Genomic DNA, 24259 nt, shown 5'->3' on the forward strand with positions numbered 1-24259 from the left:
GCTTTTTGTATGGTTTTTCTTATACTTTTGAGGATTACAGCTGAAATAGTAGTCTGATTTAGGATATAATGAAGATACAGAACGTACATTCGTAATGGAGAGGGGATTACATGGAGAAGATACGATTTATTCATTGTGCAGACTTGCACTTGGACAGCCCGTTCGCCGGGTTAAAGCATCTTCCAGCAGAATTATTCGAACGCATTCAGAACAGCACATTTGCGTCATTTGAAAAAATGGTTAAAGTAGCGATACAGAGACAGATTGACTTTATGATGATAAGCGGTGATCTGTTTGATGAAGAAGACAGAAGTATCAGGGCCCAGGCAAAACTGATGAATCAGTTCAGCCTGCTGGGTGAAAGCGGAATTCCTGTCTTTGTCATCCACGGCAATCATGATCACCTCGGGGGATTTCGGCTGGAGCTTGATATGCCGGAAAATGTCCATATCTTTGATGAAAAAACAGAAGTGAAGGAGCTGGTGACAAAAAGCGGTGCATCGGTAAAACTGGCTGGCTTCAGTTATGGTTCCCGCCATATTCGTGAACGGAGGATTTCAGACTATCCTAAGCAGGTTGAAGCTGATTATAAGATTGGCTTGCTGCATGGAAGTGAAGGAAGCGTACAATCAGCTCATGAAAGTTATGCCCCTTTTTCAATGCGTGAACTGAAAGAGAAGAATTATCATTATTGGGCGCTGGGTCATATTCATCAGCGTCAGATCTTGAATCATGAGCCTCCGATTGTCTACCCGGGTAATATTCAGGGACGACACCGTAAAGAAACAGGAGAAAAAGGCTGCTATCTTGTAGAATTATCTGAACACGATGCCATCCTTGAGTTCATCCCAACCCAGGATATTATATGGGGGGAAATGGAAATATCACTTGAAGGGGTCGAGCGGTTTGGGGAAATATTTCAGTTGATCCGAAAATCAGCAGAAGAATATAAAGTGATGGGTGATTGTCTGCTCCAGGTGGAAGTGAAAGATTTTAATCTCTTATCCCCTGAGGTGATCCAAGCGATAGAAAACGGTGATCTCCTTCAAGCTCTGCAAGCTGATTTGCCGACAGGTGAGACGATGAAATGGATTCATTCCATTAAGTTGAGCAGGTCTGAAAATATTGATATAGATACAAAAGATCCTTTTATCAATGATGTCATCCATACCTTGAGAAACATGAGAGTCGAGGAAGGGGGGGAGGCTTTGGCCGAATTATACGAACACCCCTCGTTTTATCGGTATATTGATTCTTTAAAAGAAGAAGAACTATCTCATTTGATAGAGGAAACTGTAGAGTTGATCCTCCATCCATCACGGTGTCAGTAAGAAGGGGTGAACTTGATGAAAATCATACAATTGCATATTTACGGTTACGGAAAATTAATAAATAAGGTCTACAGTTTTGAGGATTTTCAACTGATCTATGGTGAAAATGAGGCTGGCAAATCCACCATCATGTCTTTTATACATAGTATATTATTCGGGTTTCCGACTAGACAGCAAACCGGGCTGCGCTATGAACCGAAAGGCTCATCCGAGTATGGGGGTAAAATCCTATGTGAAACAGAGAAATATGGAAAAGTCAGCATCGAGCGAGTGAAAGGCAAGGCAGCAGGTGATGTTTCAATTCGTCTCGACGATGGAAGAACAGGCGGGGAAGAAATCCTGTCTGAACTGATGGGGAATATGGATAAATCCACGTATCAAAACATCTTCTCCTTTAACCTGGATGGCCTGCAGGACATACACAAATTGAAAAAAGCTGAATTGAATCGTTATCTATTCAGTGCAGGCTCTACAGGAACCGATCTTCTACTGCAGATGGAGCAGCAGTGGCAAAAGGAAAGAGAACAATTATTTAAGAAATCAGGAAGAAAGCCGGTCATTAACACCAAACTTAACGAACTGAAGGCTTTGGAAAAGCAGGTTGGCGAAGCGAGGGAGAAAAATAAACAATATGGCCCGCTGCTTAAAGAAAAGCAGTTACTAGAGGCAGCAATCAGTTCCCTTGAAGAAGAAAGAGAATGCTTGACACAAGAAAAAGATGGACTGCATGTCATCGATGAACATTGGGATCGTCTCACTGAGTATGTTTCCACTTCGATTAAATTGTCAGCACTCGAAGAAATCTCTATCCCACCTAAGGGGGCAGAGAGACTGAATGGGTTGAAAGTGGAATGGAGACAGGCCTCCTCCTATATGGAAACACTGGATACAAGACACAGGAAACTGGAAGAAAAGCTTGAAGCCGTTCAGCTTCCTTCCCAATTTTCTTCACAAATTCATCATGTTGAGACTTTGGTGTCACAACAACCCATCTTCATGAAGTGGATGGATGATTTGAGTGACATCAGCCGGGAAATGAAGGCGGAAAAAAATAGAGTAAGTCATACGATGAGGGAACTTGATCTCAGGATTACAGAAAAAGATATACCATCCATCAATACAAGTTTGTTGATGAGTGAACGCATCGAACAGGTACTTCAGGAAAAGAACAAACTGGAGAATGAACATAAAAACCTTATGAAACAAGTTGAATCTGAATTTCATGCCATGCAAAGAATTGAAAGGAAAATGGGTGACCTTGAAGAACTTCTTTTGAAAGAAGAAGAGTATCAAGCGTTGCAAAGAAAAGTGAAACAGCAAACGTCGCAACATGCATCGCTTCAACAGAAAGTATGGGTTGAAAACCAACTGGATGAAGCAGAAAAAGATGTGGAGGGAAGACGTAAATCCTTTTCAAATCAAATTCTTTACAGTGGAATGGCAGCTTTAAGTCTTGCGGTATTCGCTATATGGGCATTCATGAATGATAACGCCACGGGGGCTTTGCTGGGCTTCCTCATCATTGCCATCCTTGCAGTCAATGGATGGAAATCAAGACAATATGTAAATGAAAAAGTAAACCGACTTCAGAGTCTTAAAGGAAAAGTCCGTGAATTTTCTGAAGGAGTCGAGCTTGAAGGTGACGCCGCTTCCATCGCTGCCTCAGAGCGCCTCTTCAGGGAACAGATGGAGTATCGAAGTGAATGGAAGCAGCGTATCCTTCAATTGGAGGAGCAAGAGGCGAAAGTAGACAAAGTGAGAAGGCTTCAAGAAGAAACCGAGTCCAAATTAACAGTGGAGCATAAAACACTTGAAGAAATAAAAGAGGAGTTGCATCTTCCATCTGAATTCCCATGGAAATGGCTGAGAGACGCCTTTGGGAAAATAAAGGAGCTTGTGCAATCATACGAAAGGTTACAGCAGTTGAGGGAGGATGAAAAATTCCTTCAAGAAAAGATTGATGGATTCTCAAAAGACTGTGAAGAGTGGTTCATGCGGCATTCATACGTGTTTACAACCATGCAGGAAGCCTTCATTAAAATGAAAAACATCTTACAGGATGTGGAGAAAAAGAAGCTTACTTTCGAACAACTCCAGGCAGATATTGAGTCTCTGCGTCTAGAAAGAGAACAATCCGCTCTTCACTTGAAAAAAATCAATGACGAGATTCAATCATTGATTAAAGAGGCGGGATGCAAGGACGAAGAGGAATTTCGTGAGCAATCACTGAGGGCTGAAGAGAGGAAAGACCTTCTTGCCAGGTATGAAGGGATGAAAACTAGAGTTAATCAGCTTACCCTGGACTTATTCTCAACATTTGAATTCAAAGAAGATGTGACCAATAGGCTTAGGGAAATAGTATTACGGTCCAGTGAGCTGATTAAAGACTTATCACATCGTCAAAAGAAGCTTGCTTCCGTGGAACATGAAATCAAGCTATTAGAGGAGGGGGCGGGATACTCAAAGCTCCTTCAGGAATTTCAGGAAAGAAAGGCAGATCTCCAGGAATACATCCTGAAATGGTCAAAATATACCCTTGCACAGGATAGTCTCAATAAAACGATTCATCATTACCAGCAAACAAAAATGCCGAATGTAATCAAATTGGCAGAAGAATATTTTGCAATTTTGACCAGGGAATTCTATCAATCCATTTATGTGACAGAAAACGAAATGATCGAAGTGGAGCGGAAGGACGGCCATCGTTTCCAGGCAGTCGAGCTCAGTCAGGGTACGAAGGAACAGCTGTACATCGCCATAAGATTTGCGCTCGTCCAATCATTAAAAGACATATATAAGCTTCCCCTCTTGATCGATGATGGAGCGGTTAATTTCGATTGGGAAAGAACAGGGGCTTTTGTAGAACTTTTGAGGAAAATGGGAAGAGAGCATCAAATCATATTGTTTACTTGTCATCCCCATATCAAACATTACTTTGAGGAAAGAGAAGCAATCGTATTAGAAAAATCTGTCCCTGTTTAAAAGTCCGGGTTAGAAACCGTCTGTCATCAGCCGGTTTCTGTCTCGATTACCGCACACACTTCTACGTAAGATAATAGATGAGCAGGCGGGGAAACAATGAATCTACCAAATATGTTATACTGATACTAATTACAATGAGGACGGAGGATAATGATGACTGGAATCATGACATATAATGTAGGTGAAACGGCTGATTTGTATCTTCTCATCAAACAGATGACCAAAGGTACGACGAATACTGGAAAGCCTTTTTTAACTCTCATTTTACAGGATAAAAGCGGAGAGATGGAGGCTAAGCTTTGGGACGCATCGGAACAAGATGAGAAAGCATACCAGCCCGAAACCATCGTCAAAGTGGTTGGCGATGTACATAGCTACCGTGGAAAAAATCAGCTGAAAATCAAACAGATTCGTCCTGCATCACCCGCAGATGGACATACGATTTCAGATTTTCTCCAAACTGCACCATTGTCTATTGATGAAATGACAAGCAAGATCACTCAATATATCTTTGAAATGAGAAACCCGAATATCCAACGCATAACAAGGCATCTGATCAAGAAATATCATAAACCATTTCTTGAATATCCAGCTGCAACAAAAAATCATCATGAATTCGTATCAGGCCTTGCCTATCATGTCGTCTCGATGCTGGACCTCTCGAAAGCTATCGCAAGCTTATATCCTTCACTGGATACTGATCTTTTATATGCAGGTGTGATCCTGCACGATTTGGGGAAAGTCATTGAATTATCAGGGCCGACTTCGACGACGTACACCATTGAGGGGAATCTGATCGGTCATATTTCAATCATGGTCAATGAGATCGGAAAAACGGCAGAGGAACTGGGGATTGAAGGGGAAGAGGTAATGATTCTCCAGCACATGGTACTAAGCCATCACGGAAAAGCTGAATGGGGCAGCCCCAAACCCCCAATGATCCGTGAAGCCGAGATCCTTCACTATATCGATAATGTCGATGCAAAGATGAACATGCTCGACCGGGCACTCGAACGCGTGAAGCCGGGTGAATACACCGAAAGGATCTTCCCTCTCGATAATCGCACGTTTTATAAACCGACATTCCATAAATAAAGAGATTGTATGATATATAAAGCAGTTCAGTTTGGAGACATTTTGGACCCGAATTTGGACTGCTTTTTTGGGTTCTGTTAATTCCTACCGGTTATTCTAGGTTAATATAGCGGTTGATTGGAGTGCAAGGCGAAGACTCCTGCGGGAAGAGTAGCTAATTAGAAAAGCGGAAGGGCTTTGCTCAGAGGCTTATGACATGTGCCACTAAGCCCTGCAGCTAGACAAGTGAGACCCCGCAGGAGCGAAAGCGACGAGGAGGCTCACGGGCTACCCGCGGAAAGCGAAGTCTTGCACGGATATCAAAAGCGGTATTAAATGGGCCTCTTCAAATTAGTTAGGCAATCATCGTTCGAAGCGCAAGGTTGATATAAATCTCCAATTATGGGTTATGTTTTCTTATAAAATCTCATATAGTGTCTATAAGATAGGACAAACTATAAGGAGATGAAGTAAATGACTCTACCAATTTGGATGTACTTCGTTGTGGCAGGGATCTTCGCCAGTGCCTTTATGACTATTAAATCAGCTAAAGAAGAAAAGCAGATGGAAGATGAGTGGATTGAGAAAGAAGGAGCAGTCTATATTTCACGAATGGAAGAAGAAAAAGAACGGAGACGTCAATTCTCCTAGATGAATTAAATTAAATGAAAAAAGAAGCCTGAAGATGAACATTCTCTTCAGGCTTCTTTCATTGTTTGATATTGCTATTCAGCAGCAGGTGTTTCTTCACTCTGAGGAGCCGGTGTTTCTCCATTTTCAGGAGCAGCCGGCGGGTTCAAAACTTGATCAAATGCTTTTTTCAGATCTTTATCTTTAATATTCAAGTCAGCCTTTTCGATTTCACGCTTCATGGCTTCTTGAATTTTTTGAGGATCGACTTTTGAAAGTTTTAATTCCTTTTCGATTTCTTTTTTCATTTCATCGAACGGTTTCTTTTCTTTCTTATCAGTGACTTCAATGATATGGAATCCGTATTCCGTTTTGATCGGCTCGCTGACTTTCCCTTTTTCTAAAGTATCAAGGGCTTTGGAGAATTCAGGTACGAAGTTTTGTCTGCCTGCATAATCGACCCATCCAAGGCTCCCGCCGTTTTCAGCTGAACCTGGATCTTTCGAATATTCTTTAGCGAGATCTTCAAATTTACCGCCCTCAGCCAATTTTTTCTTAACTTCCTTAGCTGTTTTTTCGTCATCGACAAGGATATGGCGGACCTGGATGTCAGGCTTCCACTTTTCATAATATTCTTTTAGTTCCTTTTCAGATACCTCTACATCGGAAATCGCTGCTTTTTCCTGCAGAAGTTGAAGTTTAAGGTATTCTTTAAATGATTTTTCATCAAGGTTATACTGCTGGAGGAACATTTCGAATTGCGGTCCCAGCTGATCCTTTGCTTCATTCAATTTTTCTTCCACTTCTTTATCACTAACTTCGTATTTATCTGAAAGAACCTTTGTGTATACAAGTTCTTGCAGAGCTTGTTCCATTTGAGGTGTGAATTTCTGCTTCATTGACTTATAAAGTTCTTCCTGTGTGACATCCCCTGCTTTTGTCGTTGCTACAACATCGCTGTTTTCCGCACCGTCTCCGCTGCAACCTGCCAGTCCTATCACTCCGGTTGCAAGTGTCACTGAAATAATCCATCTTTTCATGCTGAACATCTCCTAAAATATATATTCGCTTAATGGCTTGTCAAAATTCTACAAACCATACTATATCACACTTTTTCCATTAAAAAAAATATTTTCCAAACTTAACATAAGAAAAATGGGCATTTTACACACCCATTTCCTAGGTTCCTTCATATGATAAAAACGAATAGAAAAAAGGAGGTAATAAATATGAGCTGTGGATACAATTCCGGATTCGCGTTAATCGTAGTGCTGTTCATCTTATTAATCATCGTTGGTGCCGCGTATCTATATTAAAAAAATTAGAAATATGACAAATGCCTAAAACAAAAGGCGACTAACTTGAATAAGATACATTAGCGCTTCAAAGGAGGTGGAAAGTTATGGGTAACGCATACGGCGGAGGTTTCGCGTTAATTGTTGTACTGTTCATCTTGTTAATCATTGTAGGTGCAGCTTGGCTATAATTTAGCCTCAGGATAGTGTAGTGTTTCACCGGATAAGGACTAAAAGAGGGGGCGGTACCGATAGAAAGGCAGCCCCTTTTGCCAATTCTTATTCCGGTGGCTTTTCATAAATGAAAGGAGGAGCACATTATGTCTGGTGCTTACGGCGGAGGATTTGCGTTAATCGTTGTGTTATTTATTTTGTTGATCATCATCGGTGCAGCGTACGTTTGCTAATTGATGTAGATAAAAAAAACCAGTCTCGATTTGAATCGAGCTGGTTTTTTTCGTTCGAGCTCCGGCGGCTGAACGAGCCGCCGGAGCATTTCGATTGTCCGGCTGCAGGGCTTAGAGGCTCGAGACATAAGCTAAGCCACCCAATAAGGCAAAAAACGCCTTTTCGGGTGGCTCATCTTATGCTTGTCGCCTCTGGGCAAAGCCCTTCCGCATTTCTATTGTCCAGCTCCGGCGGCTAGTCCCTCGAGGTCATAACTGAAAAATCCCCAAAGGCAAAACACGCCTTAGGGGATTTCCCAGTTATGCTTGTCGGTGCTGAGCGAGCCGCCTCCGCATTTCTATTACGTAAACAATATTTCTATGTATGAAGATACCAAAAGAATAGTGATTAGAATGTTGATGGTTCTAAATACCTTCGGCTGGCGATCTTCAGGTATTTCCTTTTGTAAGCATAGTGCGTTTGTCATTTTGTTTATATAAAATAATATAAATACTGCAAAGACTAAAAACATGGAGATCATTCTAACCCCTCCCCGTTATCTCCTATAAGCTATACGATACCAAAATATGAAAAAGAATGGTAGAGCAAGATATGCCGAAATATTGTAATAAAGCAGAAGGATGATAGCATACCATTGCTGTCATTTTAGCCAATGGGTTTTTATCATCCTTACTGATAAATGAGAATTTCATATCCGTCATCATTCTCCTCAATTAATGCATTCTTTGGTGAGTGCATCAATTGTTTTGCATAAATAAAATCAATGAAACAAATTCCTGAATGAAACGCTAATAATATAGCGAAATAATGAGAGTAATGCGGGAATTGAATGCATCCGTAAAGCAGGAGGCTGTTAATGACCAGGAACGGTGCAAACAGCGCAATCATATACAGATACTTTGAAATCGGGCGATCGACCCTCAAGCAAACGATTGGAAGGATAATGAGCTTCCGATTCCATCTCCATCTCATCTTTTTCACATAAGGTAAAATAGGTAACAAATGAATGAATTTATGCAATGGGTAGATACTCAGAAGTCCTATCACAAAACCGAGCAAGTAATTGTCATAGAACGTACTTGAATACACTAAATTCATGGGTACGTATATAAAAGAGAATACCATCATCATGATTATAGATGAAAGTAAAAAGACTCGATAAAATCCAAATTGTCTTTCAAGATTGATTGTTTTCCAACAGTGCATAAAAAAATCGCCTCCATAGACGATAGTGTTTTAAATGAGCGCTTTACATACTTTATTACGATTGAAGGAAAAAATCAATACGAAATTTGAGATTTTTTTAGGTAAAAAAGTACAGCTGCAGCAGCGAATTGAAAAAAGCGATAACAAAAGGGGATTGGTGAAGTGAACCTTGAAAATACAAATGATTTCGACATTTATATTCAGATAGGTGAAAGTGAAAAAATAAGGATTCCAGCCCTAAAATTTACGAGTAAAGGATTTCCTTGTGAGGTCATGCACAAAGGGAAGAAAAAGCAAAAAGCGGATCGTTTTTTATGTACTCCGCTTTTTAAAAGTGTTCACATATGGATTGAATTCTATGATGGAGCTCTTGAAGTGATTGATAGCTGCATGGACCGAAGCGTAAATCAATTCCTGAATGGTAGCTGACATTTAAGCAAGTTCTTCTTCATTATCAAATAATTCATTGAGTTTTGAATTGTCTTCAGCAAATTCACTATCGATGTTATGGAATGACTTCTCGAAGATTTCCATGAAATCATTACCGTAAATATTTCGGACTACTGACATCATCTCGATCATTTCCGGGAATTTTCCATATAACTCTTTTAATGGGGCTACCCCTTGAAAGATTGAATGTGTCTCTGGTTTATAATTTTTCATTAGCTCAAGCAGGATTTTTTCTCCTTTATCAGTAAGCTGGATATACGTGTTTCTCTTGTCGTTATCACGTTTTGAGAATTGGAGTAATTCCCGCTCTTCAAGCTTTTTTGAAAAGTTGAAAGCTGTAGATACATGCATGACCCCGAACTTTGCAACATCTGAAATTGATGCACCCTTAAGATGATAAGCAATCCAAAGGATATGATGTTCGTTGATATTTAAATCATAAGGCTTTATCCATTGCTGCCAGTCTTTTTCGATGGCTTTCCACAGCGCTTTACTAAGCTGAGCCATACGTTGACTGAAGATGATCGCCTCTTTCAATGAATATTCTCTTTCTTCCATTCCTTACACCCACTTTGTTAGAAAATCTTTTCTTTATATGCGCATGCTCATTATTCTCGCGTAAACAGCTATCGATTAAAAGAAAGCGCTTTTATTTTATTATGCCAATAAAATAAAAATTAATAAAGGATAAATTGACAAAATTTTTCGAAGTATGTGTTTTTATTTGTAGTTGGACTTCTTATACCGCTATTGATTTCCGTGCAGAACTTCGCTTTCCGCGGGTAGCCCGTGAGCCTCCTCGCCTTTGTGCTGCACCCCTATTGTTGGACACCCATCCAACAATAGGAGGTGCCCGTCAAATGGCTAAGTTTACCCAAGAGTTTAAACTTCATGTTGCCAAGCGTTATCTCAATGAATTGGTCAGTTATCGAGACCTAGCGAATCAAGTGGGTGTTGATGATTCGATTCTCCGCTACTGGGTGATGTTAGTTCGTCACCACGGTGATCAAGCTTTTACCTTTCCCTATACAAACTATCCTCGTGCCTTTAAACTGAGGGTAATTCAATTTATTACGGAAAAGAATTACTCCATTCGAGAGGCATCAGCCATTTTTCATATCCCAGATCCATGTATGGTTCGCAGGTGGAAGAAAAAGTGGGAGACAGCTGGAGAAGATGCCCTTGAACCTAAAGGAAAGGGGCTTTCTACAATGACTTCTAATAACAAGAATAAAAAGGCCAAAGACAACTCTTCCAACCAGTCGGTAGAAGATATGAAAAAAGAACTTGAATACCTTCGTATGGAGAACGCCTATTTAAAAAAGCTGAAAGCCTTAGTTCAGGAAGAACAATCACCAACGAAATCAAAGCGAAAGTAGTGTATGAACTAAGGAATGAATTCCCGGTGACTCGAACGATAAAAGTAGCCAAGATGCCCAAAAGTACTTACTACAACCTCATTAAAAAGTGGAGCCAACCAGACCCTGACCGTAAATGGAAAAGGAGAATACATTTCATTTACCATAGACATTCAGGTCGGTTTGGTTACCGTCGCATTACCGACGTGCTTCAGGAAAAAGGATATTCGATCAATAAAAAGAAAGTACTTCGAATTATGAGAGACCTCGGACTTAAATGCATGGTGCGAATGAAAAAGTACAAATCGTATAAAGGAGAAGTCGGAAAAGCAGCTCCAAACATTTTAAACCGTAACTTTAGTGCCAAAAAACCTAACCAAAAGTGGGTGACGGACATTACGGAATTTGCATTGTTTGGACAAAAGCTATATCTGTCTCCGATTTTAGACCTGTTTAACGGCGAAATCATCACCTACACGATTCAATCAAGGCCGACATTTGATTTGGTTGAAACGATGTTGGCACAAGGTTTAAAACATGTAAACGAAGGTGACGAGCTCTTAATTCATTCCGACCAGGGTTGGCACTATCGAATGGCCCAGTACCGAAGGGTACTGAAGGAACACAACATCACCCAAAGTATGTCTCGCAAAGGAAACTGTTATGACAACTCTGTCATGGAAAACTTTTTTGGAATCCTAAAATCAGAATTCCTTTATCTACAAGATTTTGATAGTATCGAGCACTTTAAAGACGAACTTGAACAATACATGCATTACTACAACCATTTGAGAATTAAATCAAGGTTGAAACGGAAAAGTCCAGTAGCTTATCGACTTAGTACAGAATTAGCTGCTTAACAAATAAGTGTCCAACTTTATGGGTCCAGTGCACTTCGCCTGCGGGGTCTCACATAAGCTACTTTTCCCGCAGGAGTCTTCGTCCTGCACTCCAATCAACCGCTGAATCCGCTAAAAGTACTCGTATTAAAAGATGATGCTTATCTCCTTTAAGGTTAGTACTTTCATTTCATTTAATCTTAAAATATTTAGTAATGAGAAAGAAGACCCTGCTTGCATTTGTGTTACATAATGCAGCATTAAAGGTCTTCTTTCATTCATTTCATCATTCCATTTAGTTTGCGTTATTACTGTTATTCAATGAGCTTTCGAGTTCTTCGATTTTGGATTGGATCAATTGGATTTCCTGCTGGAGTTTCTGGTTGTTGGGTTCGGTTGATGCCTGCCATTGCTTTACGGATGACTGGAGATCCTTGGAAATTTGCTGGACGGTTTCTTTTCCTTCCTGAGAGAGGGTGCTTATCGAATCTTTCAATTCTCCCAGATGCACCTTCATCTCTTCAAAAACCTGGCTCCAGTCTTCTTTCTTGCTTTTGAGTTGGCTTCTGAGCTCTTTTCCAGATGAAGGAGTTGAAAGGAGGGAACCAATACCGCCGATCACACCGCCAATGATTAATCCATAAGTAAGAGATTTTATTTTCATTTACATCACCTCGTTATTCTATAATACTTACTTCTACAAAAAACATGTATATTCCTTTTCCCCAATGAAAGGGATTGGAAACAAGGAAGTTCATATCCCTTTTCATTTCTGCATAAAAATATAGATAAGAGGCGTGTAGGGGAGGGGTAAGGAGATGGACGGGATTATTTTCGGCTTTTTTGCTTTGAGCGGTGTATTATTCTTGTGTATGGTTTATAACTTTATCAAAATCCAAAGGCCCGGTATGTATCCTCCTAAAAATATGTTAAAGAGAAGAGCGTCGATTATGGGAACAGGCGGCGTGATCACTTTCTTGATAGGGATCCTGTTTTTGTTTGCTGCTTGAAAACAAGAAAAGCAGAACTAATGATCGAAGTGAATTTATACTTTGCCGGACAACAAAAAAGGACTGTATAGCCAAGGCTATACAGTCCTTTCATTAATCAAGAAAGTTGTTGTTCTGTAGTAACTGCTTCTTTCATGCTTGATCGCTTCAAAATGGAGTGGATGATTGGATAAACAACAAACATCGCTCCGGCGTTAACGATTGTTGCAGGCAGTACGACCGCTGCAAACAGTGCAAAGAAAGCTCCTGGAAGGCCGACGATCAAATAAGCGGATAGCAAGAATATACTACCGGATACAAGAGTTCCTGCCGCCGTTAGTACGGAAGCTCCGATAACTGTACGTGTGACCTTTTGTGTAGCCAGGAATAATCCATAGAACACGAAAGCTGTAATTGGTTTGTCAATCAAGTTGGGTAAAAAACCGCCTGGGAATTGTGTAGTTAATCCGGAAATGACTCCCGTCAGCACTCCAAGAAGTAACACATTCTTCTTGGCTGGAAACAGGATGATGCCCAGAAACATCATCGTAAGCATCATATCAGGTTTCATTCCTAAAAAGAATCCCGGAATAACCGTATGCAGCACGGCTCCGATCCCTACTAATAGTGATAGGGATACAAGTGTTTTTGTATTCATTTCTCATCTCTCCTCGACTAATCTAACTTTATTTGTCTCCTCCTGATGTGCACTCATTGCCATCAGCGAAAAGATAGATACATTATAACACAGCGAAGAAAGGTGTCAAAGATTTAATTTTCTAAAAATAATCAGCCGGCACCATTAGATATACCGGCTGTGCTTTCGATTTATGAAATATGTTTTGAGATGGACTCTGCAATGCCTTTTAAATCATCTGTGCTGTAATCGTCGTTGTGTGTCTTCCACACGGCTCCAAAGCCGTCTCCTGAACCGTAGCGGGGGATGAAGTGCATGTGGAAGTGAAAGACGGATTGACCAGCCTGCTCACCGGTATTATTTAATAAATTGAATCCAACCGGATCGAATTCCGCCTTAAGGGCATTGGCGATCTTAGGCGCTACAGAGAAAAGGTGACTTGCTGTTTCCGGTGTTAGTTCATAGATGTTTTCCTTATGTACTTTCGGGATCAGAAGGGTGTGTCCCTTTGTAACCTGGCTGATATCCAAAAATGCTAATACATGTTCATCCTCATATACTTTCATTGAAGGGATCTCACCGTCGATAATCTTGCAAAAAATGCATTCGCTCACGACATTTCCACCTTTCAGTAATGTGATTATAAGGTTTATTTTATCACGAATGGAAATAGAAAGAAAAGTAAAGAAGAGACAGGAACGGTTTTCCTGCCTCTCTTTGAAGGGGTAATCCTAAAGGTTTATACGTCCAGTTTCCTTTCTTTGATAAACACCTCATTTGCTTTGTAGCGTAAATTGAGATCCCATTCCTTTAGAAGAATGAAAAATTTGCAATGCGACCATCCCCTTATCTTTTAGCTGTTAGCTGAAGACAATAGAAACTATAAGTGGTCTGCGACAAACACCTCATTTGCTATAAGCATGATTTGTGTAATCTTGGAAAATGAATGACTTTGTTCAAAGTGACCATCCCCTTATCTTTTTTAGCTGTAACGCTGTACAAGATAATTGATTCAGTCAAAATGTTCTTTAACAAACACCTCATTTATCAAGTTAGTGATCAAATGAATCGGTGAGTGTGTCATTCACTATGAAAGACGACTATCCTTTAAGCCGTAGACAATAGTGAAATCGGTTAACTGGTCTTTAACAACCACCCCGTTTTTCTTATTGCTGGCCCCTTCAAATATTAGAATGTACAGTTGGAAGGAAGTTATGAATACTAAAAATTGGAATGAGGCTCCATTGCACGATGTCTTCAGTCAGAAATTTTGCTAAAATAGAGTCAAACCATGTAGAAGAGAAAGGACGTTGCTGCCCATGGCATTATTAGAGATCAATCACCTCATAGGAGGCTACACAAGGAAACCTGTATTAAAGGATATCAGTTTTTCAATCAATTCGAGGGAAATCGTCGGCTTGATTGGCTTGAATGGAGCAGGGAAAAGTACGACGATCAAACATATCATTGGGTTGATGGAGCCGAAACAGGGCGGGATTGCAATCAACGGACATACATTGAAGGAAAATGCTGATCAATACCGCAAGCAATTTTCATACATACCTGAAACGCCTATCCTTTATGATGAATTGACTCTTGAAGAGCACTTGAAGCTCACGGCCATGGCGTATGGTCTGACAGAAGAAGAATATAAAGGAAGGGTGGGAAAGCTCCTCAAAGCTTTTCGTATGGAAAAGAAACTGGGATGGTTTCCTGCCCATTTTTCTAAAGGGATGAAGCAGAAGGTGATGATTATGTGTGCCTTCCTCATTCAACCCAGTCTATATATAATAGATGAGCCATTTGTCGGCCTTGATCCACTTGGCATCCAATCATTACTGGATTGGATGGAAGAAATGAAGCAAAGCGGGGCAGGCATATTAATGTCCACCCATATTCTTGCCACAGCAGAAAGATATTGTGATTCATTCGTCATCCTTCATGATGGGAAAATCAGGGCAAAGGGGACATTGAAAGAGCTTCAATCAGAGTTTTCAATGCCTGGAGCGACGTTGGACGACATTTACATCCAGCTGACAAAGGAAGAGTCCGATGATGAATAATGCAGAAAATATTTGGAAGAAACGAGTAATCGAATATAACCAGGAACTTCAGAAGTACCTGAAATACATGTTCAATGATCATCTGCTCTTTGTGCTGATCTTTGCGTTGGGCGGGGCAGCTTTTACTTATAATCAATGGGTGAAGACACTCGATCCAACTTTCCCGGCAGCTTACATAATGGCGGTGATACTGGGGCTGATCCTTGCGTGGAGTCCAGTGTACACGTTTCTTAAAGAAGCGGACGCTGTCTTTTTGCTTCCTCTTGAGAATAGACTGACGGGTTATTTCAGGAAGAGTATCTGGATCAGTTTCATGTTCCAATCTTATATCCAGCTTCTCGTGCTGGCGGCGTTGATGCCTATGTATGTTGCCGTGTCAGGTAATGGGTTTAAAAGCTTCCTGCCTTTACTTGTACTGGTTCTGGCATTGAAGGTGTGGAATCTCTATGTCAGGTGGTTCATGCTGCGTTTCCAGGAAAAAGAAGCTCACTGGATCGATAGTTTCATGCGGTTTTTGTTATCCGGGTCGATACTGCTGCTGATTTTATCAGAGGCATCCATTCTCATGATAGCGGCAGTGGCACTGATCATGGCGGGTTATGTATTCTATTTCTATCACACAGCGAAAAAGAAAAATTTGAAATGGGATTTACTGATTCATCTCGAGCAGCAAAGAATGCTGATGTTCTATCGTATTGCCAATATGTTTACGGATGTGCCGAAGCTTAAAGGAAAGGTGCATAGAAGGAAATGGCTTGATTTCATTGTTAAAACCGATTTTTCACAAAGTCAATCCTACCGGAATTTATATCTTCGCTCGTTGGTGAGAACGAGTGAATTTTCAGGTTTGTATGTAAGGTTGACATTAATCGGCGCGGTATTGATTTATACGAATCAGTCCTTTATCGTCAACATCCTGACGTCTCTATTATTCCTTTACTTAACAGGTTTTCAGCTGGTTCCTCTATATAAACGGTTTGATTACAAAATATGGGTGCTAATTTACCCCATTGCGAAAGAATTGAAAACATCATCCTTTAAGAAAGTGTTGAATCAGTCCATGATGATTCAATCGATCATTTTTTCGCTTCCTCTCCTATTAAAAGGAATGTGGGTGGAAGGAGTCATCATTCTCCTCGCAGGATTCGTTTTTTCCTTACTGTTCAGCCAATACTATTTGAATCAGCGGCTTAAAAAAATGGACAACAGCTTTTCTCTGTGAAACTTAAGGCAGGCCACCTGCGTATAAACAATTGAGAAGCGAAAAGGCGGGATGATTAAATGGATCAGGAAAGAGAAGAACTTGAATCCTGGAAACGAAAATTTAATAAAAAATCATCAGTAATTCAAAGGGTTTCAAAGCAGGCCCAAAAAAAAGTGAATCAATTTATTCCTGAAAAAGCACATCAGTTGATCACGGAAAGTATAAAAAGGATGGTCGAAATAACCTTGAAGGGAAGTGAATGGCTCAAACTTTCAAATGTGGAAGCACTTCCTTCCTTACAAGAAAGAGAAAAACGGATGAAAGAAAGGCTCGAATTTCATCGGAAGGCTGCGGTCATAGAAGGGGCAGGTACAGGAGCGGGAGGAATCTTTCTGGGTCTGGCGGATTTCCCTTTGCTTCTTTCCATCAAGATGAAATTCCTGAGCGAGTGTTCCATTATACATGGCTGCGATGTAAGAAGGTATGAGGAGAGGTTGTTTCTTCTGTACGTGTTTCAGCTGGCTTTTTCAAGTGATGAACATAAACAAGGAACTTTGAGGGTCATTGAGAACTGGAATGAAGAGAAGGAAAAATTAAAACAACTGGACTGGCGTTCTTTTCAACAGGAGTACCGGGATTATATAGACTTTGTGAAAATGCTTCAGCTAGTACCCGGAGTGGGTGCAGTGGTGGGAGCGTATGCCAATTATCAGCTTTTGGACCAGCTTGGGGAAACAGCTAAATATGCGTACCGGATTCGGTATTTTAATGAATAACATCAAAAAGATCGGCCGGAGCCGATCTTTTTTTTTACTTTTTAACAGTCATTCCTGAATCTGCATGCTTCCTCTGATAGTGAAGAGTGGCTGATGCCAGTGTCTTGGCAGCGACCAATAACGCTTTTTCGTTAATATCGAATCGGGGGTGATGATGGGGGTAAAGCGTTTCTGCATTTTCTGGGGCCGCACCGGTAAAGAAGAAGGTGCCTTTTACTTTTTCCAAGTAGTAGGCAAAATCTTCCCCTCCCATTTGCAGTTCGATCTCCTCCACGTTGTGAACTTCATCTATATCGGCTGCAGATTGGATGAGAAGCTGTGTTTCCTCGGAGTGGTTCACAACCGCTGGATAACCCCTTTCAAAACGGTACTCATAATCGCAGTCGAAGGATAAAGCGACTCCTTTGATGATTTGTTCGATCTCAGTTTCAATGAAATCCCTTACTTCCGGGTTGAAGGTACGTACGGTACCGATCAGTTTTGCTTGATCAGCAATTACATTAAAGGCATTATCCGCCATAAAGGAACCCACAGTGACGACTGCAGGGTCAATCGGGTTCACCCTTCTACTCACAATTTGCTGAAGATCAGTGATAAGCTGGGCACCAGCCACGATGGCATCCTTTGTTTTATGAGGCTGTGCACCGTGTCCTCCCGACCCTTTTATCACGATTTCAAAGCGGTCCGCTGCGGCCATGACAGGCCCTGTTCTGAACAGGATTTTCCCTAGCTTTTCAGTTGCCCATAAATGAGTGCCGAAGATTACATTGACGCCTTCCAGGCAGCCATCCTCTATCATGGGTTTCGCTCCCCCTGGAGCGTATTCTTCGGCGTGCTGATGAATCAGTTTGACTGTTCCGGGGAGCTGGTCCCTTAGCTCGTGCAATGTTTTCCCCAAGACCAGCAGGGTTGCGGTATGGCCGTCATGTCCGCATGCATGCATCACACCAGGGACAGTTGATCGGTATTCCACCTCTTTCTCATCCTGGATGGGAAGAGCGTCAAAGTCAGCACGCAGTCCGACGGTTTTTCCGGGGAGACGGCCTTCAATGGTCGCCACTACACCATTTCCACCTACGTTTTCCCGCACATCTATTCCCAGTTTGCGGTAATACCCGGCAATATATTTTGCCGTATTTCTTTCTTGGAAAGAAAGCTCTGGATGTTTATGTAGATGTCTTCTGATTTCTACCATTTCTGTCCAACGCTCTTCTAATTTCTGATATAATTCATTTAGCAAGATGTAACCTCCTTATAACTGTTGAAGATTTAGAATATTATAACATTAAATAAGAGGAACATATAGGGTATTGAAAGTTAATAATAGAGGAAAGGAGGATTGAAATGAAAAAGATCTACTACATATTCGGTATTATTTCATTCATTTTATTTATGGCTATTGCCCACTTCGTATACCACGGACTTTCGATACCGTGGGATCCCTATTTATTGGAGAGTATGAATCATCTTCATTTCTTGAAGATTTTTTCTGTCATTGGGACTGAACCTGTCATCGGGGGAGGTTCAATACTGCTGATCCTTTATCTTTGGTGGGCGAAAAAAGATTTCCCCGGCATTCTGACGGTTGTAGTCGCTGTTGCAGGAAGCAATGTATTGAATAAAACAATAAAAAATCTGATGGAAAGAGACAGGCCGCCTTTTCCCCACGGGGAAGATGGCTTCAGCTTCCCGAGCGGACACGCAATGGTGGGCATTGTATTTTTACTGACTGCTGCCTATTTTATAAGCAGGGAATTTTCTTCTGTCAAAGTGAAATGGTGCTTATACGTACTTGCACTTGTGATTGTTTCTCTCACCGGTTTAAGCAGAGTAGTGGAACAAGTCCACTACCCATCAGATGTTCTGGCTGGCTTTCTGGTCGGCTATTCCATCTTTACCCTGACAACCTTCCTATATGAAAAAAGACCCAAGTAAAGAGGTCCGTCCCTTGGTGCATTCGTGCACTGAGGGACGGACCTTTGTTTAAATAAGGAACATGGCGACGATAGTGGTGACAGTAAGGCCGATGATGACCGGAAGCATATTCCTTCTTGCCAGCTCGAATGGATCCACGTTACATATGGCAGCTACTGGGATGATGGCCCATGGTACGAGAGTTCCGCCTCCTACCCAAATGCCTGCTATCTGCCCCAGTGCTGTAAGTGTTGCAACCCCGGTGCCTATACTCTCCGCGAATAAGTTCGCGACGGAACCTGCAAGTGAAATGCCCGAGAATCCGGACCCGTCAAGACCTGTGATGGCCCCGACAATCGTTAACGTAACCGCTCCGACCGCTTTGGAAAGAGGAACGACGGCAGCAAGGGATGCGCCGAGATCGTTAACGATTCCCTGTGATGTGTCCGGCAGGAAATCCCCTATGATAATCTGGAACCCGGCGTCGCCAAGATAGAAGAAAGCAGCAATCGGGATGACCGGGCCGAATACTTTAAATCCAAATTGAAAGCCTTCAATCAGAAAGGTGGTTGAACGTTCCAACCCTTTTCCTTTGTAGGCAGTAAGAGAAATAATCAGCAATATGAAAATGGAGGTTCCTCCAATAAGGGCTGTCGCATCACCGCCCTGAAGATCAAACGATACCATTGCCGCAATATTCAGGGCAAATACTAGCGGAATAAGAAGGGCAATCAACTTTTTCCACCTGCCCGTTAACAAGTCATGATCTGCACCCGAAGCACTTTCCTCAAGGTACGATGATTGGTCGACCGTTAATATCCCCTTTTTCATATCACGCTTGATGAAAAAGAAAGCTGCGATCGTCGTGACCAGTCCCATGACAATTACCAGCGGCACACTTGCTGCAATCACATCACCCACAGGAATCCCGGCGGCATCTGCAGTCAGCTTAGGGGCCGCTTGTATAACGAAATCCCCTGACAGTGCAATCCCATGTCCAAATAGGTTCATGGCCATTGCAATGCCGAGTGCAGGCAGCCCGACCCGCAGTGCGACCGGGACAAGAACAGCTCCAAGCAGCGCCACCGCAGGGGACGGCCAGAAAAACCATGAAATCAGCATCATGACAATCCCGATCGTCCAATAGGCAAGAGCAGGAGTTCGTATGAACTTTGTAAATGGACGAATCATGACATCGTTGATCCCTGTCGTTGTCAAGCCTTTGCTCATGGCAACGATGATCGAAATGACAAGGATCGTGGACAGTAATTCAGTGATTGCAAAGATAAAGCTGTTAAACACAGAGCTTATTGATCCACTGATGGAACCTGTCGCTGTAAGAGCGATACAGAAGATTCCAAGTATACATACAATAGTTGTATCTTTTCTGAAGATCATAAATAGGATAATCAATCCAATGAAAACCAAGTAGATCCAATGAAGAGCGGTTAAATCGATCTCCAAAAGAATTCCCCCTTACTTAAATCCTTTCTCAAATTGGGTATACGCCCTAATCTGTACTATAGATTATGAAATTCAGGGGAAGGTGTGAAACAACTTTTTTCAGTCTGGGGGCGGAGAGGGAATCATTCGTATGCTGCTCATTCTCCTTCCGTTTGCCATTTATAATGAATACAGTTACAGGAATTCTGAACCTTTTATCGAAATGAATAGAAGTGAAGGTGGTGTGACAGTGAGGCACAAAGGAAGGAATCAATGGTTCTTCTCATTACTATTATTAATGGCCGGTGTATGGCTGTTACTGTTGAATATCGGTGTCATTTCCTTGGAAATAACGAGAGACTTTGTCAAAATACTTCCTATTTTGTTGATTTTGATCGGATTGAAATGGGTGGTAGACAGTTTTCTGAAAAATAGCTTCGGTAAATTATTTTTCGGGCTGTTCACCCTTGTATTTGGTTCACTTATTATTCTCGATGAATGGAATATCGTGGATTTTGATTATGGAAGCTGGTGGGAACTGTGGCCGATATTGATTATTTCGATTGCCATTTACAGAGTAGCTTTTAAAAAATCGATTCAAGTGACCGTTACAAATGAATCTCCCTATGAAAAAAAATTACCAGTGGGTTTCGAAGGTGGAAGGAAACATGAGGAGAAGACCAAAACGAACAAGCTCAAAAGAAATTTCATTATAGGGGAAATCAAGTTTTCAGAACCTAATTGGCCGTTAGAACCTATGAAACTTCAAAATGTCGTGGGAGACTATTATTTCGATATGAGTAAAGCGTTTATCCCTGAAGGTGAGACCCCCATTGAAATAAAGGGCTGGGTCGGGGATGTGAAAGTGATCATTCCTGAAAGGGTTCCGGTGGACATCACAATCAATGTCAAAGTCGGGGAACTGAAATTATTTGATCGGAAATCATCTGAAATCAGGTCTGATTTCTACTATCAATCACCTGGATACGAGGAATCAAGCAGGAAAATAAAACTTTTTATAAACGTAAAAGTAGCTTCGATCAGGATCAGTGAAGTATAAAAGCGAGAGTGCATAAAGTGTTCGTCAACTTTAGGAAGGGGGAGAGGAATTGAATCATTCTTCTGCCATCAGGAATTTGATCTTTAAAAGTTTTTTTATGATGACTATCATGGCGACCCTGAGTTCCTTCATCTTTCTGCAAATCTATTTGTTTATTTCAAAAAATGATGGTGTTTCGCTTAGTCTTTCGATTTACCTGACACTTGCACTATGTCTTATCCTTTTTTTATTAAGTGTATATTTTGGGTTCAGGACGACCTATGCATTTAAAGGGCGTGTTGATGATATTTCCACTTTCGTTACCTTGCTGAGAAGCGGGAAGTTTTCCGCAAGGGTCGATTGGCACGAGCAAGACGAGCTCGGGGTGCTGGCAGATGAATTGAACCAGCTTGCAAAATACATTCAGGAACAGGTGAAGTCCCTTCAGCGTTTGGCTGACGAAAAATCAGAACTTGCCGAAAGAGCTCACGGGGCTGCTGTCATGGAGGAACGCCAAAGACTGGCAAGGGATCTGCATGATTCAGTGAGTCAGCAGTTGTTTGCTCTGAATATGCTGTCTTCAGCAGCACTTAAAAGCATGGCGAATCATCCTGATAAAGCAGAAGGGATCATGGGACAGGTGGCAGAAATAGCTGCTAAGGCTCAGGGAGAAATGAGGGCACTGCTTCTGCATCTAAGACCCATAGACTTAAAAGGTGAGAGTCTTTGTGAAGCGTTGACGATTCTGATTCAGGAACTAAAAGAGAAGACACAAATTGAAATTGAAGCAAGCCTTGATGGAATAGAGAATCTCTCAAAAGGCACGGAAACACATTTGTTCAGAATCATCCAGGAAAGTCTTTCAAACATTCTGCGTCATTCAGAGGCAACAAAAGTGAAGATCATGACTGAGAAAAAAGAGGGATTCATCATTTTGTATATAAGTGACAACGGGATAGGGTTTAGTTTAAGAGAAAGCAAGATGACGTCATATGGACTTCAAACGATGAGGGAACGGGCTGAAGAAATCGGCGGATACTTTCAAATCCGTTCCAAAGAAAGAGAAGGAACGTATATCGATTTGAGGATTCCGGTCTGAATAAGGGGGAGAGCATTGTGGAGAAAGTGAAAGTGATGATTGTCGACGATCATGAGATGGTCAGATTAGGAATCAAAACCTATCTGCTCACTGAAGATCGAATCGAGTTCCTTGGAGAAGCAAAGAGTGGGAATGAAGCTGTTCAGCTCGCAAAAATCTATAAACCGGATGTTATTTTGATGGACCTTCTGATGGAAGATGGCAACGGAATCGAAGCAACTGAAAAAATATTATCCTATTATGGCAGCTGTAAAATCATTATACTCACAAGCTATTATGATGATGAGAAAGTATTTCCGGCGATAGAAGCAGGTGCCCACAGTTATCTGCTGAAAACAGCAAGTGCCGAAGAAGTTACCACTGCCATTTATAAAGCGGCAAAAGGAGAACCCGTCATTGCATCAAAAGTCGCTGATAAAATGATGACAAGGTTCAGGCCGCAAGAGAGGAAGCCCCATGAAGATTTAACGACGCGGGAATATGAAGTCCTGAGGTGTCTCGGGGAGGGGATGACCAATCAGGAAATATCCGGGGTCTTATACATAGGGGTGAAAACGGTAAAAACCCATGTAAGCAATATCTTAAGCAAACTGGGAGTAACCGACCGGACACAGGCGGCAATTTATGCAAATAGGAACGGGATTTTATATAAAAAGGATTAACATGCTAAAAGGCTGACAGGGATTCCTGCCAGCCTTTCAATATAAGCCTTACGTGTTGAAGGACCTGAATGATAGGGAGTTTAATCTTCAGTAACCTGGTACTCCGTTACATAAGATGCCCCCGAAAAGATATCTTTTTTGGCATCGATTCCTTCTTCTGTTCCCCTTTTTTCATGCGCTTTCTGATATTGCTTGGAGTCCTGCCAGCCTAAGAAGCTTTTGCGATCTTCCCAAAGCGTCATGATCACATATGTATCGCTCTCCAATGGGCGAAGCACACGAATGGCGATAAAGCCCGGGACTTCTTCAATCAGTCCTGCCCGATTTTTGAATCGGTATTCAAATATCGGACGTCCTTCGTCCGTAACAGGGATGTTGTTGAAAACGGCATATCCCCTTTTTTCTAACGAGCCGGATTGGTCGACAACCTCATATCTTCGGGGGGATTCAAATACGCTCTCCCCATCTGTTTCGTGAACAAGAAGGGCATCTGATTCCTGCATCAGAATCATGTTCTTATCAGGATGCTTCTTTAAGATCTTACTTAAAAATTCATGAGTTCCTGTCGTCATATACATCTTCATCATCATTCACCTCGTAAAAGTAGTCTCCTTACTAATCTTCCCTAATCTTAACTCTCTGTAACCTGATTTCCAAGATTTTATGATAGTGAAAAAACATTATGATGGTTCATCAAGACATTAAGCTGTTTAAACGTGAAAGCGGGCGCATAGAGCCGGGCGGAGGCGCCCATTTTTACTGCTTTGGTTAATAAAATCGGCAAATTTATGACATTTTCTGTTGATAACTATACATTTTAATGATAAAAGTCTATAGTTTATAAGGGTTACAGTTGTACG

The 24259-nt window shown here is 41.5% G+C and carries 26 protein-coding genes and 1 pseudogene; 17 read left to right on the forward strand and 10 right to left on the reverse strand.

Annotation, left to right across the window (positions count from 1 at the left end):
* The first annotated feature begins 110 nt into the window (after positions 1 to 110).
* The 4 genes from HWX64_RS06190 (at position 111) to HWX64_RS06205 (ending at position 6038) form a co-directional block, all read left to right on the forward strand.
* Complete coding sequence (locus HWX64_RS06190; protein ID WP_175988220.1) at positions 111 to 1331, forward strand: DNA repair exonuclease; 1221 nt, start codon at positions 111 to 113, stop codon at positions 1329 to 1331.
* A gap of 15 nt (positions 1332 to 1346) precedes the next feature.
* Complete coding sequence (locus tag HWX64_RS06195; protein WP_175988222.1) at positions 1347 to 4313, forward strand: AAA family ATPase; 2967 nt, start codon at positions 1347 to 1349, stop codon at positions 4311 to 4313.
* 150 nt (positions 4314 to 4463) lie between these two features.
* On the forward strand, positions 4464 to 5408 hold the full coding sequence (gene yhaM, locus HWX64_RS06200; protein WP_175988224.1) for a 3'-5' exoribonuclease YhaM: 945 nt from the start codon (positions 4464 to 4466) through the stop codon (positions 5406 to 5408).
* Between the two features lie 453 nt (positions 5409 to 5861).
* Positions 5862 to 6038, forward strand: coding sequence for a sporulation YhaL family protein (locus HWX64_RS06205; protein WP_175988226.1), 177 nt, complete (start codon positions 5862 to 5864; stop codon positions 6036 to 6038).
* 74 nt (positions 6039 to 6112) lie between these two features.
* Here HWX64_RS06205 and HWX64_RS06210 read toward each other — a convergent pair whose 3' ends face one another.
* The gene (locus HWX64_RS06210; protein ID WP_175988227.1) at positions 6113 to 7057 is read right to left on the reverse strand and encodes a peptidylprolyl isomerase; all 945 of its coding nucleotides are present in this window, start codon (positions 7055 to 7057) and stop codon (positions 6113 to 6115) included.
* 189 nt (positions 7058 to 7246) lie between these two features.
* On the opposite strand from HWX64_RS06210, the gene HWX64_RS06215 reads away from it, so the two are divergent.
* From HWX64_RS06215 to HWX64_RS06225, 3 genes are all read left to right on the forward strand, one after another.
* On the forward strand, positions 7247 to 7333 hold the full coding sequence (locus HWX64_RS06215) for a YjcZ family sporulation protein (protein ID WP_032089275.1): 87 nt from the start codon (positions 7247 to 7249) through the stop codon (positions 7331 to 7333).
* An 86-nt stretch (positions 7334 to 7419) separates the two neighbouring features.
* A complete protein-coding gene (locus HWX64_RS06220) occupies positions 7420 to 7503 on the forward strand; it encodes a YjcZ family sporulation protein (protein ID WP_032089274.1) in 84 nt (27 codons plus the stop codon).
* A 129-nt stretch (positions 7504 to 7632) separates the two neighbouring features.
* Positions 7633 to 7719 (forward strand): YjcZ family sporulation protein, encoded by an 87-nt coding sequence (locus HWX64_RS06225; RefSeq protein ID WP_082051156.1) that lies wholly within the window; start codon positions 7633 to 7635, stop codon positions 7717 to 7719.
* Positions 7720 to 8060: 341 nt separating this feature from the next.
* Here the strand turns inward: HWX64_RS06225 and HWX64_RS21885 are convergent, their stop codons facing one another.
* Entirely contained in the window at positions 8061 to 8240 is a 180-nt protein-coding gene (locus HWX64_RS21885) for a hypothetical protein (protein ID WP_254871050.1), read from the reverse strand.
* Between the two features lie 149 nt (positions 8241 to 8389).
* Positions 8390 to 8926: a DUF3267 domain-containing protein gene (locus HWX64_RS06230; protein ID WP_175988228.1), complete on the reverse strand. Its 537-nt coding sequence runs from the start codon at positions 8924 to 8926 to the stop codon at positions 8390 to 8392.
* 162 nt (positions 8927 to 9088) lie between these two features.
* Here HWX64_RS06230 and HWX64_RS06235 point away from each other — a divergent pair, with 162 nt between their 5' ends.
* Entirely contained in the window at positions 9089 to 9355 is a 267-nt protein-coding gene (locus HWX64_RS06235) for a hypothetical protein (RefSeq protein ID WP_175988230.1), read from the forward strand.
* Between the two features lie 3 nt (positions 9356 to 9358).
* Here HWX64_RS06235 and HWX64_RS06240 read toward each other — a convergent pair whose 3' ends face one another.
* A complete protein-coding gene (locus HWX64_RS06240; protein WP_175988232.1) occupies positions 9359 to 9934 on the reverse strand; it encodes an HTH-type transcriptional regulator Hpr in 576 nt (191 codons plus the stop codon).
* A gap of 302 nt (positions 9935 to 10236) precedes the next feature.
* Between HWX64_RS06240 and HWX64_RS06245 the strand changes: the two are divergent.
* A pseudogene (locus tag HWX64_RS06245) lies at positions 10237 to 11594 on the forward strand (IS3 family transposase).
* Between the two features lie 274 nt (positions 11595 to 11868).
* Here HWX64_RS06245 and HWX64_RS06250 read toward each other — a convergent pair.
* Positions 11869 to 12237 (reverse strand): YtxH domain-containing protein, encoded by a 369-nt coding sequence (locus HWX64_RS06250; RefSeq protein ID WP_175988234.1) that lies wholly within the window; start codon positions 12235 to 12237, stop codon positions 11869 to 11871.
* Between the two features lie 154 nt (positions 12238 to 12391).
* Between HWX64_RS06250 and HWX64_RS06255 the strand changes: the two genes are divergently transcribed.
* Entirely contained in the window at positions 12392 to 12583 is a 192-nt protein-coding gene (locus tag HWX64_RS06255; protein WP_175988236.1) for a hypothetical protein, read from the forward strand.
* A 97-nt stretch (positions 12584 to 12680) separates the two neighbouring features.
* On the opposite strand, the gene HWX64_RS06260 is transcribed toward HWX64_RS06255, so the two are convergent.
* The gene (locus HWX64_RS06260) at positions 12681 to 13220 is read right to left on the reverse strand and encodes a tryptophan transporter (RefSeq protein ID WP_175988238.1); all 540 of its coding nucleotides are present in this window, start codon (positions 13218 to 13220) and stop codon (positions 12681 to 12683) included.
* Between the two features lie 170 nt (positions 13221 to 13390).
* Positions 13391 to 13813 carry an HIT family protein gene (locus tag HWX64_RS06265; protein ID WP_175988240.1) on the reverse strand — a complete coding sequence of 141 codons (423 nt, stop codon included), beginning with the start codon at positions 13811 to 13813 and terminating at the stop codon, positions 13391 to 13393.
* Between the two features lie 705 nt (positions 13814 to 14518).
* Between HWX64_RS06265 and HWX64_RS06270 the strand changes: the two genes are divergently transcribed.
* Genes HWX64_RS06270 through HWX64_RS06280 form a run of 3 tightly spaced genes read left to right on the forward strand, consistent with a single transcriptional unit; the run spans position 14519 to position 17242 of the window.
* The gene (locus tag HWX64_RS06270) at positions 14519 to 15262 is read left to right on the forward strand and encodes an ABC transporter ATP-binding protein (protein WP_175988242.1); all 744 of its coding nucleotides are present in this window, start codon (positions 14519 to 14521) and stop codon (positions 15260 to 15262) included.
* Entirely contained in the window at positions 15252 to 16484 is a 1233-nt protein-coding gene (locus HWX64_RS06275; protein WP_254871051.1) for an ABC transporter permease, read from the forward strand. Before HWX64_RS06270 ends, HWX64_RS06275 begins: the two co-directional genes overlap by 11 nt.
* Positions 16485 to 16543: 59 nt before the next feature.
* Positions 16544 to 17242, forward strand: a complete 699-nt coding sequence (locus HWX64_RS06280; RefSeq protein ID WP_175988244.1) for an EcsC family protein — start codon at positions 16544 to 16546, stop codon at positions 17240 to 17242.
* 34 nt (positions 17243 to 17276) lie between these two features.
* Here the strand turns inward: HWX64_RS06280 and HWX64_RS06285 are convergent, their stop codons facing one another.
* Positions 17277 to 18482 carry a M20 family metallopeptidase gene (locus HWX64_RS06285; RefSeq protein WP_303049462.1) on the reverse strand — a complete coding sequence of 402 codons (1206 nt, stop codon included), beginning with the start codon at positions 18480 to 18482 and terminating at the stop codon, positions 17277 to 17279.
* Between the two features lie 104 nt (positions 18483 to 18586).
* Between HWX64_RS06285 and HWX64_RS06290 the strand changes: the two genes are divergently transcribed.
* Positions 18587 to 19177, forward strand: a complete 591-nt coding sequence (locus HWX64_RS06290) for a phosphatase PAP2 family protein (protein ID WP_175988245.1) — start codon at positions 18587 to 18589, stop codon at positions 19175 to 19177.
* A 48-nt stretch (positions 19178 to 19225) separates the two neighbouring features.
* Here the strand turns inward: HWX64_RS06290 and HWX64_RS06295 are convergent, their stop codons facing one another.
* The gene (locus HWX64_RS06295) at positions 19226 to 20620 is read right to left on the reverse strand and encodes a hypothetical protein (RefSeq protein ID WP_175988247.1); all 1395 of its coding nucleotides are present in this window, start codon (positions 20618 to 20620) and stop codon (positions 19226 to 19228) included.
* A gap of 130 nt (positions 20621 to 20750) precedes the next feature.
* Here HWX64_RS06295 and liaF point away from each other — a divergent pair, with 130 nt between their 5' ends.
* The 3 genes from liaF to HWX64_RS06310 are packed head-to-tail and all read left to right on the forward strand — an operon-like array spanning position 20751 to position 23399.
* The gene (gene liaF / locus HWX64_RS06300) at positions 20751 to 21659 is read left to right on the forward strand and encodes a cell wall-active antibiotics response protein LiaF (protein WP_175988249.1); all 909 of its coding nucleotides are present in this window, start codon (positions 20751 to 20753) and stop codon (positions 21657 to 21659) included.
* 49 nt (positions 21660 to 21708) lie between these two features.
* Positions 21709 to 22737 (forward strand): sensor histidine kinase, encoded by a 1029-nt coding sequence (locus HWX64_RS06305; RefSeq protein WP_254871052.1) that lies wholly within the window; start codon positions 21709 to 21711, stop codon positions 22735 to 22737.
* 17 nt (positions 22738 to 22754) lie between these two features.
* Positions 22755 to 23399 (forward strand): response regulator transcription factor, encoded by a 645-nt coding sequence (locus tag HWX64_RS06310; RefSeq protein ID WP_303049463.1) that lies wholly within the window; start codon positions 22755 to 22757, stop codon positions 23397 to 23399.
* Between the two features lie 80 nt (positions 23400 to 23479).
* On the opposite strand, the gene HWX64_RS06315 is transcribed toward HWX64_RS06310, so the two are convergent.
* Positions 23480 to 23983 carry an antibiotic biosynthesis monooxygenase gene (locus HWX64_RS06315; protein ID WP_175989667.1) on the reverse strand — a complete coding sequence of 168 codons (504 nt, stop codon included), beginning with the start codon at positions 23981 to 23983 and terminating at the stop codon, positions 23480 to 23482.
* Between the last annotated feature and the right edge of the window lie 276 nt (positions 23984 to 24259).

The organism is Bacillus sp. Marseille-Q1617, assembly GCF_903645295.1.
In the GTDB taxonomy this organism is placed as follows: domain Bacteria; phylum Bacillota; class Bacilli; order Bacillales; family Bacillaceae_B; genus Rossellomorea.